General features: G+C 63.8%; 10 protein-coding genes, 1 pseudogene and 1 riboswitch. Of the genes and pseudogenes, 3 read left to right on the top strand and 8 right to left on the bottom strand.

Annotated elements, in window-relative coordinates; all coding sequences use genetic code 11:
• The 3 genes and pseudogenes from AB0323_RS22765 to trmB all read right to left on the bottom strand — a co-directional run.
• Window positions 1–110: pseudogene (locus tag AB0323_RS22765) on the bottom strand (lipoyl synthase); the annotation flags it as partial.
• 154 nt (window positions 111–264) lie between these two features.
• Window positions 265–363, bottom strand: a riboswitch (glycine riboswitch).
• 418 nt (window positions 364–781) lie between these two features.
• Window positions 782–988 carry a hypothetical protein gene (locus tag AB0323_RS22760; protein WP_366179356.1) on the bottom strand — a complete coding sequence of 69 codons (207 nt, stop codon included), beginning with the start codon at window positions 986–988 and terminating at the stop codon, window positions 782–784.
• A gap of 804 nt (window positions 989–1,792) precedes the next feature.
• Window positions 1,793–2,716, bottom strand: coding sequence for a tRNA (guanosine(46)-N7)-methyltransferase TrmB (trmB, locus tag AB0323_RS22755; RefSeq protein ID WP_366179355.1), 924 nt, complete (start codon window positions 2,714–2,716; stop codon window positions 1,793–1,795).
• A gap of 77 nt (window positions 2,717–2,793) precedes the next feature.
• On the opposite strand from trmB, the gene AB0323_RS22750 reads away from it, so the two are divergent.
• On the top strand, window positions 2,794–4,080 hold the full coding sequence (locus AB0323_RS22750) for an MFS transporter (RefSeq protein ID WP_366179354.1): 1,287 nt from the start codon (window positions 2,794–2,796) through the stop codon (window positions 4,078–4,080).
• Between the two features lie 80 nt (window positions 4,081–4,160).
• Here the strand turns inward: AB0323_RS22750 and AB0323_RS22745 are convergent, their stop codons facing one another.
• Window positions 4,161–5,453, bottom strand: coding sequence for an MFS transporter (locus tag AB0323_RS22745; RefSeq protein ID WP_366179353.1), 1,293 nt, complete (start codon window positions 5,451–5,453; stop codon window positions 4,161–4,163).
• Window positions 5,454–5,480: 27 nt separating this feature from the next.
• Complete coding sequence (locus AB0323_RS22740) at window positions 5,481–6,713, bottom strand: M20 family metallopeptidase (RefSeq protein WP_366179352.1); 1,233 nt, start codon at window positions 6,711–6,713, stop codon at window positions 5,481–5,483.
• A 143-nt stretch (window positions 6,714–6,856) separates the two neighbouring features.
• On the opposite strand from AB0323_RS22740, the gene AB0323_RS22735 reads away from it, so the two are divergent.
• A complete protein-coding gene (locus AB0323_RS22735) occupies window positions 6,857–7,903 on the top strand; it encodes an Lrp/AsnC family transcriptional regulator (protein WP_366179351.1) in 1,047 nt (348 codons plus the stop codon).
• Here the strand turns inward: AB0323_RS22735 and AB0323_RS22730 are convergent.
• Window positions 7,900–9,051, bottom strand: a complete 1,152-nt coding sequence (locus AB0323_RS22730; protein WP_366179350.1) for an alkaline phosphatase family protein — start codon at window positions 9,049–9,051, stop codon at window positions 7,900–7,902. The two genes, AB0323_RS22735 and AB0323_RS22730, sit on opposite strands and share 4 nt — an antisense overlap.
• Window positions 9,048–10,313: an alkaline phosphatase family protein gene (locus AB0323_RS22725; RefSeq protein WP_366179349.1), complete on the bottom strand. Its 1,266-nt coding sequence runs from the start codon at window positions 10,311–10,313 to the stop codon at window positions 9,048–9,050. The genes AB0323_RS22730 and AB0323_RS22725 overlap by 4 nt, the downstream gene beginning before the upstream one ends.
• A gap of 152 nt (window positions 10,314–10,465) precedes the next feature.
• Between AB0323_RS22725 and AB0323_RS22720 the strand changes: the two genes are divergently transcribed.
• The gene (locus AB0323_RS22720) at window positions 10,466–11,920 is read left to right on the top strand and encodes an MFS transporter (protein ID WP_366179348.1); all 1,455 of its coding nucleotides are present in this window, start codon (window positions 10,466–10,468) and stop codon (window positions 11,918–11,920) included.
• Here AB0323_RS22720 and AB0323_RS22715 read toward each other — a convergent pair.
• Window positions 11,917–12,591, bottom strand: a complete 675-nt coding sequence (locus AB0323_RS22715) for a class I SAM-dependent methyltransferase (RefSeq protein ID WP_366179347.1) — start codon at window positions 12,589–12,591, stop codon at window positions 11,917–11,919. The two genes, AB0323_RS22720 and AB0323_RS22715, sit on opposite strands and share 4 nt — an antisense overlap.
• Window positions 12,592–12,901 lie beyond the last annotated feature (310 nt).

Here is a 12,901-nt window from a genome sequence, read left to right as displayed (position 1 = left end):
GGGCCCATCTGGACCTTGGCCTTGATCCACTCGGGCTTGCGTTCGACCGGGACGGCTTTGTTGCGCTGTTCAACGCGCAGCAGCTTACGGCCTTCGGGTGCCAGGGTCATGAGGAACTCCATAATTCAGGTGGCGCGGACGCACCACGTTGATTCGGTTCCTCCCCGCTCTGTATTGGACCTGAGAGTTTCCGCGTCTCCGCCTCGTGGCTGGACGCTTGCACCGTCGGTGAGTCCGGTTGCCCGGGCTGCTTTCCAGAGTTGCCTTGCCGCGGCGGTACATGGGCCTGAGAGATTCCTGGGGAGGATTTGCTCCTACGGCGCCTGCTGAAACGTACCGGCAGGGCTCTCCCGCCGCAGATCATAAGCACATGCCGCCTTTCGGTGACACGTCTCACATGATATCCGGTGCCTGTGCGGCGCGCAAAGGGCGCCCCCGTTCCAGCCGAGGTTCCCACCACGCAGTGTCAAGGGTTTTGCTCTTGCCTGAGTGGTCGATATGCAAAATTGAGTGCTCGAAGACAACAAATTGAGTGGTGTTTGGATTGGGGATTGAGTATTGGGGAACATCAAAAGATAAAAATTGTGAGTACCAGATTCTAGAACTCCACGATAAAGTCCTCCGACCTGTTTAACAAAAAATCTTGCTTAATTTGCCTTTTCTGCCTAATTTGATTCTGAAGCATTTGCCTTACCGGTCGCCCCTCCCGATAACGCTCGTCGGAAGACAGGGTGAATCGAAAGTCAAGAAGCTTAAGAATGTACGGCGCAGTTGCCGCCAGTCACTGGTCGCCGGGGCCGAAACTCACGTGCCCAGGTCCTCTGTTGAAGCGGTATCCGATCTCATAACGGGAGTAGATGACACCTCTGGCGTACTCATGCTTGATTTCCTCGGCGAACTCTTCCGCCTCGTCTTGAGATGCGAAGACGCCAAGCACGGCATTAAATGGTTCCTCTTCATCGTGTTGGACGATCCACACCGCAGCCATGCTGACAGGGTACCTGAAAACTTGAGCGCCTTGACCTTTTTATAACGCCCGGTTGTCTAGTCGGAACGTTTTAAGCACAGAAAACAATTGGCAAAGGGAGCCATGAAGAAAATATCAGTACTTGCCACGTCAGCCCTGTTACTGGCCTCGTTGTTCGCGGCAGGGCCGTCAACTGCCATTGAACAGTCGCCGAAGGTGCCAGACGCCCCCGCCGATGCTCCGGCATATGATCCAAAGGTCGCGGCGCCGAAACCTGGCGACCTGACTTGGGCCGAGGTAGCTACAGCCCAGCAGAGCTTGGGAACATTCACGGAAGAGACCCCCAAGAACCGAATCTCGAAGGAAGTCGCTGCTCCGGCCAGCCTGTCGGCGATCGCCGGTGTTAGCGGCCAGCGTTGCACCATTGACACCGGAAACGTTTATAAACGGACATCAGGAAGCATCTATCCGTATGGAACTGTCGGGGGTCACCCAAAGACGACGTGCAATGTCTTCATGATCAGCATGTCCCAGACAACGAATCTGTATAAGACGGTTTGGTGGGGGCTTCAGCGAGTCGCAGGTCCGTTCAATAGCTTTAACCAGGGACAAGCATCCTTGATCCAGACATCTCCTGAGGTCGTTTGCGCGGACCTTCGTGAATCGACATTCAGGATGTTCGTCCGTAGTACTGGGACGTTCCCGACCGGGGCAGTGGGATCAGCCAGCGCCTGGGAAGGCGCCACCTTGAGGTGCGGGACCAAGTAGTAAGTTCAACGAGCTAAACAAGGTGGACGCCTTCGTTGCCCCACCAAATATCTGCCGCTAGATCCTGCGATAGCTGAGGTCGAAGATCATGCGTCCGGCCTCGTGGGCCTTGTTTTCGAAGCTGGTGCGGATGCGGCCGTCGAAGCGCGGAGCCCACCCGCCCACGTGGTCCACTCCCTCGTTGGGGCCGGTGTGCTCCGTGCTGACCGGGGCGCGGCCTTCCTTGACAGGTGCCCCGCCCACCATGGATTCGACTCCGGATTCCCACACTTGGGTGAGGGGGCTGTCAGCGCCGGTCCGCTCGCCGCGGTGCACGTTCTCAAACTCGGTGGAGCCGGCGAGGACCTCGCGGACGTGGATGGCGTAGTTGGACCAGTCGGTGGCGATCCGCCACAGGCCACCCTTCTTGAGGGACCGCGCAGCGAGTTCGGCGAAGGCGGGCTGGATGAGGCGGCGTTTGTGGTGCCGGGATTTGTGCCATGGGTCCGGGAAGAAGACCCAGAGCTCGCTCACCGAACCCGCGGGGAGCATGGTGGCCAGGACCTCCGGCGCGTTGGCCTCCACCACGCGTACGTTGCTGAGCCTGCGGCTGTTGATCTTGATCATCGTGTTGGCCAGGCCCGGGGTATAGACCTCCACGGCGAGGAAGTCCTTGTCCGGGTTCTGCTCCGCTGCATGGCATACGGCGTCGCCGAGTCCCGAACCGATTTCGACAATCAGCGGTGCCTTGCGCCCAAACTCGGCTTCGGCGTCGAACACGTAGTCCGGGTGTACGGAGGTGTTGGCGACATGCCGCGGAACCTGGATGGCCCAGCGGTCCGAGTGCTCTTCCCACGCTGCCTGGCGGCGGCCCTGAAGGCGGGTCCCGCGGCGTACGAAACTGACCGGCCGGCCACCATACGTGCCAAAGGAGGCCTGGCTGCCAGGGGTCACGGGGCGCGAAGACTGCGGTGTTTCGGGGGATTCTGGGGTTTCACTCATCTCCTCCAGAATACCGTTGCAGGGCCAAACGCCCGCGGCGGAGCCTGGGTAAGCGGACAAACTGCCAGAATGGGTTGGTGACCCGTGCTTCAAGCTCCCCCGAGAACACCAAGCCGCGCTCCGGCGTCCCGGAGATCCTCGTCGACGCCGAGGTCGACGAGGTTCCCGCCGCCGCGCCCACCCAGGTCAAGACGCGCTCCGGACTGGTTTTCCTAGGGATTTGCCTGGTGCTCATCGGCCTGAACCTGCGGACGGTGTTTTCGAGCTTTTCGGCGGTTCTTCCGGAAGTCACCGCCGACGCCGGGCTGCCGGGCTGGGCAGTGGTTGTCCTCACCACTGTGCCGGTGACCTTGTTGGGTGTCTTTGCGCCGCTGGCGCCGGTCCTTGCGCGCCGTTTCGGTGCCGAGAGAGTATTGCTAGGCGCGATGGCAGTGCTAACGGCTGGGCTGCTGCTCCGTCCCGTGGACCTCGCCGGCGCCGGGCACTTGCCGGCCCTCCTTGCCGGTACCGCGGCGTGCGGCGCGGCGATCGCGCTATGCAACGTGCTGCTTCCCGGCGTGGTCAAGCGCGACTTCCCGCATCGGCTTGGGCTCATGGGCGGGCTGTATACGACGGCGATTTGCGCGTCCGCCGCCCTTGGTGCCGGTTTCACCTATCCCCTCTTCACGGCCGCCGGGCACTGGACCTCGGCGCTGTGGTTCTGGGCGCTGCCCGCCGCCGTCGTGCTTGTGCTTTTCCTGCCGCTCGCGGTCCGCCAGCATCCCGTCCGGCACGACGCCGCCGTCGGCGGTGCCAACGTCTGGCGTTCCGCCGTCGCCTGGCAGGTCACCATCTTCATGGTTTTGCAGGCGATGATGTCCTTCAGCGTGTTTGCCTGGTTGGCGCCGATTCTGCGTGATCGCGGGATCGACGGCGGGACGGCCGGCTTCATCGTGTCCGTGTCGATTGTGCTGCAGATGCTTGGTTCGTTCGTTGCCCCGGGGCTCGCGGCGCGTTTCAAGGATCAGCGCGTCATCAACACCGTGGTGGCGCTCATGACCGGCGGCGGCTTCGCCTTGAGCATCTTCGGTCCCACGAGTTTGATTTGGGTGTGGACCGGGCTGTTGGGCCTGGGCCAGGGGAGCCTCACGGCCGTGGCGTTGACCATGATCATGCTGCGTACCCGTGATTCGCATACCGCGGCGCACCTTTCGGGCATGATGCAGGGCGTCGGCTATGGCTTGGGCTCCACGGGAACCCTGATGGTCGGCCAGTTGCACCAGGCGACCGGCGGCTTCGCGGCTGCCGGCATCCTGTTCCTCGTGGTGGGATCCCTGGCGGCCTTCTTCGGCTTCCGCGCCGGCCGGAACCGGTATGTCGGCTAACCCAACTGGCTCGCAGTTGTTGTCGTTTTCGGGCCTCTAAACGACGTTAACTGCGAGCCAGTTGGGTCCACACGGGGTGTTTAGTGGGTCAGGTCCTTGCCCTTGGTTTCCGGGATCATGAAGGCGAACGCGATTCCGATAGCCAGCAGGACCACGGCGTAGACGTTGAACATATTGGCCTGGCCGGTGCTGCCGAGCCAGGTCTGCAGGTACGGGGCCGTGCCGCCGAAGACTGCAACGCAGATGGAATACGGGACGCCGACGCCCACGGTGCGGATCTTGGTCGGGAACAGCTCAGCGTACACGGCAGGGACAATCGAGGCGCTGCCGGCAATGAAGAACAGCATCACGGACATCGAAACGGCCAGCTGCCACGGGGAATCCTTCAGGAGCCAGGTCATGGGGAAGTGCAACAACGCCGCGCCGGCGGAACTCACGATCAGTACGGGCTTGCGGCCGATGCGGTCGGACAGCTTGCCCCAGAACGGCAGCGCCGCGATGAACGCAATGTTGCCGATGACGCCGGCCCACAGGGCTGCGCCGCGGTCCATCTTGAGGGTGGTTGCCGCATAACTCGGCGCAACGACGCCCCAAATGTAGTAAACGACGGTGAGGCCGACGGTCAGCCCGATCACTTGCAGGGCCTGCTTGCGGTACTTGACGATCTGCGGCCACATCGGTGCACGCTTTTCTTTCGGAGCTTCGGCTTCGAACGCCTCGGTTTCCTTCATCTTGGCCCGCATGACCAAGGCGTAGGCGCCCAACGCGCCGCCCACCAGGAACGGAATGCGCCAGCCCCAGGCGTTCATGTCGGCCTTGCTCAGCACACCGGTCAGGATGGCCCCCAGCAAAGTTCCGGCGAGAATGCCGGCGGTGCCGGAGGTGTAGATGAGGGTCGCCCAGAAGCCGCGCTTTTCCTTGGGTGCCATCTCGGACAGGTACGTTTGCGACGACGGCAGCTCGCCACCGTGGGCGAGGCCCTGGATGAGGCGGGCCACCAGCAGCATGACGGATGCCAAGGCTCCAACAGCCTGGAATGTCGGGGCGATGCCGATCAGCAGGCTGCCGAGGGCCGCGAGACCGACGGCGAACGTCATGGAGGTCTTGCGGCCGATCCTGTCGCCGATCCAGCCGAAGACGAAGCCGCCGAACGGTCGGGCCACGAATCCGACGGCGAAGATCGCCAGGGTGGAGAGGACCGCGGAGGTGGGGTCGGCACTGCTGAAGAGCGCGCTGGCAATGAAAGGCGAGAACGTGGCGTAGATTGCCCAGTCGTACCATTCGACGGCGTTGCCGATGCCGGTGCCGATGAGGGTTCGCAGATGGGACTTGTGAACCTGGACTGTGGCTGAAGAGCCTACGGTGGCGGTCATGTCGTGCTCCAAGGTTTGGGGTGGTGGTTAGTTGCCGGCGGCGAGGGTGGCGATGCGGGAGACCGCGAGCTCTGCATAGAGAGCCGCGCCGTCGGACAGCACGCCGTCGTCGAAGGTGGCGTAAGGGGAGTGGTTGAACGGTGAGGTGGTGTGGTCCACGCTCCGCGGTACGGCGCTCAGGCCTACGAAGGTTCCCGGAACTTCCGCCAGGACCCTGGAGAAATCTTCCGAGCCGCTGATCGGCGTGGCCCAGCGGGAGAGCCGGGAATCGCCGAACATGTCCGTGATGACGTTCTCAGCAGTGCGGGTCTCGTCCTCGTCGGTGACGGTCATGGGGTATTCGCCGCGGTAGTCGACGTCCACCTCCACGCCGTGGGCCGAAGCGATGCCCTTGAGGAGCTGGGGGATCGCGGTCATCATCCGGTCGCGGGAGGCTTCCGAGAACGTGCGGATGGTGGCTTCGAAACGCGCGGATTCGGGGATGACGTTGCGCTTGGTACCTGCCTGCAGCACGCCCACGGTCAGGACTACGGGATCGAACATGTTGAACTGCCGCGTGATCATGACCTGCAGGGCCGTCACCATTTCGGCGGCGGCAGTCACGGGATCCTTGGCCGAATGCGGCGCCGAGCCGTGGCCGCCGGCGCCGAGGACCGTGACGAAGAGGCCGTCGGAGGCGCTCATCATGACGCCCGGTTTGGTGCAGAACTGGCCATGCGGTTCCAAGGAGGAGAAGACATGCATGCCGTAGGCGGCATCAACACGGCGGCCTGCGGCGTCCAGGACTCCTTCGCGGATCATGTGGCCCGCGCCGTCGAAGCCTTCTTCGCCCGGCTGGAACATGAGGACGACGTCGCCCGCCAGCTGATCGCGTCGCTCGGCCAGCAGGGTTGCGGCCCCGGCGAGCATGGACGTGTGGAGGTCGTGGCCGCACGCGTGCATGGCGCCGTCGATCTTCGAGGAGAACTCGACGCCGGTGCGCTCCTGGACGGGAAGGCCGTCCATGTCGGCGCGGAGCAAAACAGCCGGCTTCCGGGCTGGTTCCGCGCCAAGCGCACCGGGCGCGCCGCCGCGCAAGACCGCGGTGACCGACGTCGTGCTCTCGCCCAGAGTGATTTCGTAGGGGAGCCCGTCCAGCGCCTTGAGCACCTTTTCCTGGGTGCGGGGGAGGTCCAGGCCGATCTCCGGTTCCTGGTGGAGCTCGTGACGGAACCGGGCGATTTCTCCCTGCATCTCTTTGGCGTCTGCGGCGATCGACATGTGTTCTCCTGTTTCCTGAACGTTTGGTAGGTATCTATAGCCATTGTGGAGTGACTAGCCTCACAGTTTTCAAAAGACATGAAAAAATTCAGGATCATGGCAGAATTAACAGGAATCACGCACTGCCCAGGAGGGGATCGCTGATGGAACTCAGTGAAGAGGATCTTCGGCTGATCAACGCCCTCCAGATCTCGCCGCGGATCAGCTGGTCCGACGCCGCGGAGGTCCTGGACGTCCACGCCACCACGTTGGCCTCCCGATGGGAGCGCCTTCGCGAGTCCGGAGCCGCCTGGACTACGGCGCACCTCATGGGCGACCCCAAGCACGCCTGCCTCGCCCTGTTGGACGTGGACTGCGAAATGCACCTCAGGCCCGAGGTCACGGCCGCGCTCGCAGCGATTCCGGAGATCATCACGGTTGAGGAGGCGGCCAGCAACCGTGACCTCATGCTCACCGTGATCACCCAGGACCTGAGTGAGTTCAGCAGCCGGCTATTGCCCCAGCTCAAGGAAATCCGGGGGCTCACCAAGTACCGGACCTCGCTCTGCACCCGGATCCACACGAGCGGCTACGCGTGGCGGCTCAACGTCCTGAGCCGGGCGGAGCAGCAAGCGCTGCGCGCCCTCGCCGGTCCGGAAGCGCTCAATCCATCCGCCCCCTACGCGCAGGTCACCCCGCTCCCGGAGAGCCACATGGCACTCTTTCCCTTCCTCGCGCGGGATGGAAGGGCCTCCGCCGCGGAGATCGCGCGCGCCCTGGGACGACACCCTGCCACGGTGCAGCGGCAGCTCGGCCGGGTGCTCGCGAGCCGGATGCTGTCTTTCCGCTGCGAAATCGCCCAGCAATTCTCCGGCTATCCCATCACGTGCCAGTGGTTCGCGAATGTTCCAGCAGGCCAGCACGAAGCTGCGGCCGGCGAGCTGCGGGCCGTCAGGAACGTCAGGTTCACGGCCTCCACCACCGGCAGCACCAACTTTGTGATCATCATGTGGCTGCGCTCGCTGGCCGAGGTACTGGAGATGGAACTTGCCATCCAGCAACGCATTCCCGGGATCGAACTCGTCGAAAGCGTCGTGATGCTGAGCACGGCCAAGCGGGTCGGCTGGATGCTGAACCCGGACTCGACGGCGACTGGCGCCGTTGTGCCGACCGCCGCCGTCGTGCCGGCCGCCGCCGCGGGCCCGGCCTAGAGGCCGGCGTTGTAAACGTCGAGTCCGAAGCGGTTCAGCCCAGGGGTGCCTGCGTAGCCGAGGTACGGAAGGCCGAAGGTGTCTTCAATGCTGGCCAGCAAGCTGTAGTGGTTGTAGGGCGTTGTGGACCACGTGCCGCCCTTGGTGAAGGGGGAGATGACCAAGGCCCCGACCCGGCCTCCGCCCTGTCCGACGATCCCGGGAAGCGGGGAATTGGGTCCTGGGCCTTCGCCGCAGCACGCCGAGGCGTCCGATTGGGGGCTGTCGGATTCGTCGAAGGTGATCACCAGAACACCGTCCTGGCGGAACGCGGGAGACGAGGTGATCAGCGGAACGTACTGCTTCAGCCATGCATCCGCGCTGGTCAGGCCGCCGGGCTGGCCGTCCACGCAAGGGGAGTCGTGTCCGTCGTGGCAGAGGTTCGGCGTGATCATGGACAGGTTGGGCGTGGTGGAGACCGAAGCAAGATCGGTCTTCAAGGCTCCGAGGTCCACGTCGTTCTTGGCGCAGTCCGGGGAACCCGTGATCCCCGCGAAGTAAACGAAGGGATTGTGCCGGGCGGCGTACTGGTCCCCGACCTTGGCTTTCTGCGTGTCATCGGGTGCGCCGAGGGCCGGGTGGCGGCATGGGGTGCCCATGTCCTCCATGTAGCCCTTCCAGGTCTTGCCGGCTGCGGTCAACTGGCCTGCCACCGTGGGCACGTCGGCAGGGAAGACGCAGCCATCTCCAACGGCCTGGCCAGGAGCTGCTGTCCCGGTCTTGGCGAACGGAGAGTACGTCTGGCAATCGGCCTGCATCTGCGGGTTGGGGCCCTGGCCGGAAATCTGGGCGACGTAGTTCGGTTGCGAGTTGTGTGCCGTGCCGAAATACTGGTTCAGGAGTACGCCTTGGTTGCGCAGCGTGGTGGAAAGGTATGGTGCTGCCGAACCCGGTCCCCACGTGCTGTCGTATCCCCTGTTTTCAAGATTGATCACGAACACGTGCTTGGCTCCCGGCAGATATCCGGTGCTCTGGGCGGTTTGGGGTTCGCTCGCTTGTGCTTCCGTCTGCTGCAATCCGAAGACGATGCAGGAGGCGCCCAGCAGGACAACCATCAGCGCAGCGAAAGCGAGCCGCATCTTGGACATGGCGAAGGTTTTGAAGGTCATGGCAGGATCCATCCGTCCGCGAGAGCTTTCTGTTTCAAGCCGGCCCACTCTTCTTCCGCCGGTGGCCCTACCGGGGAGCACGCCGGACCAGCGGCATAAGGCGGCACGAGGTACGTCGGAGCGGCCAGATTGGGCGCTGATTGGAAATCGAGCACTTCGGCGATGTTGCGGGCGGCATTGTCCCGCGGCGTCAAGGGTTGAAGCCCCCAGCGCCACTCGATGGCCTTCAGGACCGAGGTGTGGTCATAGGTGCCGTGTGCCACGTATTGCCTGCGGGCGCGTGGAGAAATGACCATCGACGGTACGCGGAAGCCGCGCCGGGCGGTGTCTGGATTGCTGTCCGGTGCTGTTTCGGGTGGCACGTGGTCGTAGAACCCGCCCCATTCGTCGTAGTTCACCACCAGCATGGTGTTCGCCCAGTTGGGGCTCTTGGTCACGGCGTTATAGACCTCGGCGAGGAACAGTTCGCCGGAGCGGATGTCCGCATGCGGGTGGTCATCGCCGGAGGTTCCGCTGGACTCGTCCGTGAAGCGCGGATCCACGAAGGACACCGCGGGGAGTTTGCCGGAACTGCAGTCGCTGAGGAATTCCGCATAGGGCTTGGAGATTCCGAGATACTTCGTTCCCCATAAGGCGGTGAAGGGGATGTCGCCGTAGTAGTACTTTCCTTGCACCCCGGCGGCTGCCAAGCGGTCCCAGATCGTGGGCATGGTGCTGGTGACGGTCGAGTTATGGAGCCTGTCCGTGGCCGCCGAGTGCTGATAGAAGCGGTTCGGATACGTTTCGGCCAAGGTGGCTGCGAAATAGCGGTCGCAGACAGTCCAATCGGGGCCGGCTTGGCGCCAGAAGTCGAGATCGCCCGAGTCGTAGTATCCGACGGCGAATTCATCATTCTCGCCTGCCCGCAGCCAACCGTCGTTCTTGCCGTTGTTGTACTGAATCCGGCCGCCCTCATAGGAATGGTCAGGGTCGGGATGCCCGCAGCCTTGGTAATCCGTCAGGTGGTGAGTCGTGTGCGGGATCCCGTAGCGGTCAATGAACGTTAGCCCGGATTGTCTTCCGTCCGCACCCGGCATCCAGCCAAGGAAATGGTCGAAGGAGCGGTTTTCCATCATCACCACAATGATGTGGTCGATTCCCGAGGCGCCGGGTTGAGGGAGGGCGGTCACGGCAGGCGCGGTTCCCACGGAGGCGCCGGTGACAAGCGTCGCGGCCGTGGCAGATCCGGCAACTGACAGGAAGTTGCGTCTTGTGAAGTTCACGCCAAGCAGTTGATCACGAAATGATTACGGGCACAATCGATAGTCGGCTATTTAATACACTGTTCGCTCACAGTTAATTTCAGGTGAACATTAATCACTTGAATGGATTTTGATGGTGGCCCCAAACTCGTCCGGGCTTCTAGGCTGGGATGATGACAAGCCACGACGCAACAGCCGGCATACTGCAACGCCCCTATCTCCTGGCGACAGCGGGTGCCTGCGCGTTGGTCTTCCTTGCAGCTTTCGAATCCATGGCGGTCACCACCATCATGCCGCTGGTGAGCCGCGAGCTGGACGGTGCCGCGCTCTACGCACTGGCGTTCGCCGGGCCGCTCGCCACCGGCGTGATCGGGATGGTGGCCGCAGGAAACTGGGCGGACAGGCGTGGTCCGTCGGCTCCGCTGTACGCCTCCGTGGCGCTGTTCGCGGCGGGGCTGCTCATCGCCGGTACGGCCGTTTCCATGCCGATGCTCGTGGCCGGCAGGCTGGTCCAAGGCCTTGGCGGCGGCGCGATGACCGTGGCGCTGTACGTGGTGATCGCCCGGGTTTACCCCGCGAGGTTGCACGCCCAAGTCTTTGCCGCGTTTTCGGCGGCCTGGGTCATTCCCTCGATGATCGGTCCCTTCGCGGCCGGCCTGGTTGCCCAACTGAGCAGCTGGCACTGGGTGTTCCTTGGCGTCGTCGGCCTCGTGGTTCCGGCCCTGGCAATGATCCTCCCGGCCATGCGGGGCGTGCGGTCGGCGGAAGGCTCCGAGGGGGCCGCCACACACACTCCAAAGCCCGAAGCCGCCGACGTTCCCTGGGCTTTCGGCCGCATGGGATGGGCAGCGCTCGCAGCCATTTCCGTTCTCGGCCTGAACCTCTCCGGCCACGTGCCCGGCGTGGGTTGGGTGATTGCCGCCGTCGCGCTCGTCATCGCAATGCTGGCAGTACGGCCGTTGGTTCCGCGCGGCACGCTCGGCGCGCACCGCGGACTGCCGAGCGTCATTTTGATGCGCGGAACCGCTTCCGCAGCCTTCTTCGGTGCCGAGGTTTACGTGCCGTACCTCCTCACCGAGCGATACTCCTTCACCCCTGCTTTTGCGGGACTCGCGCTGACGGGATCGGCGCTCGCGTGGGCAGGGGCATCCGCGGTGCAGGGCCGCATGGGCTCCAGGCTTGGCAATTCCCGGGCAGTCCGGATTGGCTCGGCGCTGGTGCTCGGCTCGGTGGCAATTCTCCTCGTGACCACATTGTTTTCGTGGCCCGCCGCGCTAGCAATTGCAGGGTGGCTGTTCGCAGGCGCCGGGATGGGCCTGATGTACCCGCGCTTGAGTGTCATGACCCTGGCCCTTTCCAAGCCCGAGGACCAAGGCTTCAACAGTTCGGCAATGTCCATCGCCGATTCCCTCGGCGGCGCCCTCTCGCTCGCCGTGACGGGACTCGTCTTCAGTGCGCTGACGACGACGGCGGCTTCCTTCGCGGGGGTGTTCGCGCTGACGTCGACCATCGCCGTCGTCGGACTTTTCATTGCGCCGCGGGTTACCGTCCGGCGACCTTCGGGTACTGAAGGAGCGGGGGACGCCGAAGCCCACCGCGCCCCCGAGGCGGACGACGTGCGGGCCTAGGACGTTCGGGTGGCCCGGAGCACGCTGTCGATGGTGGTGGCGTGTTGGCCCTCCGGCCCCGTCACGGCGCGTTCCCGGGAATCGGCAACATTGATCCTCCAGGAGCCCGGGCCGCTCATAAGTGCCTCGACCAAATCTTCGGGAGTGAAGAACTTGTCCTTCATGTCCTTGTGCCCGCTCCACGGAGTCAGGCCATCCGGATGATGCCCCACCACCAGCAAGGCACCCCCGGCAGCCACTGCGGCCGCGGCCGAAGCGAGCGAATCGCGCCACGGAAGAAGTGGAGAATGAAGGAATTGGGAGGACACGAGGTCGAAGCCCTTGTCGGGGAGCCAGGAGCCGAAGTTCCGTTGCAGCCATGCGATGCGGTCCCGTAGCCCGACGTCGGCGGCATGGGCTTCTGCCCGTTCAAGCGCGACGGCGGAGACATCTACGGCGGTCACCGTCCAGCCGTGCTGGGCGAGCCAGATGGCGTCCGCGCCCTCCCCGCAGCCGAGATCCAGGGCGGTTCCGGGAGCCAGGGCCTTGGCTTCCGCGACCAGCTGCGGATTGGGATTGCCGCTCCACCTCTTCGCCTTTTCCAGGTACACCCCGTCCCAAAACTGCGCCGCGTCGGCGTCGCGTTCGGGGTCGCTGTGAAGGTGGGCTCCGCCGTCGTGCTGGTGCGTCATGGCTCAAGCCTGCCCGAGGTGCCCCCGTGAGGCAACGGCCGCCCAAAAGCACCCCGTGGAAAGGCCAGCTGTCTGCGGATGCTAGGATAGACCTACTTGATGTGCAGTGATGCCCGCTTAGTTCCCGAATTTGGCTTGGTTCCAAACTTGGGAAGTGGGCTTTTTTCATGTGAGAGGCACATCCTGCGTCGATGAACGCGTTTTCTCTGGTCCCGGCCACGGCTTATTGCCTACCGGTCGATCACTGACTTTTCCTCGGCGAACCCTTGGCCCAACCGGCGTCGGGGGACGATGTCCGTTGGACACCGCC

The sequence above is a fragment of the Arthrobacter sp. NPDC080031 genome, assembly GCF_040702485.1.
Lineage (GTDB): Bacteria > Actinomycetota > Actinomycetes > Actinomycetales > Micrococcaceae > Arthrobacter.
Note: the sequence above shows the minus strand (reverse complement) of the source record. Positions and strands in the feature narration are given on the sequence as shown.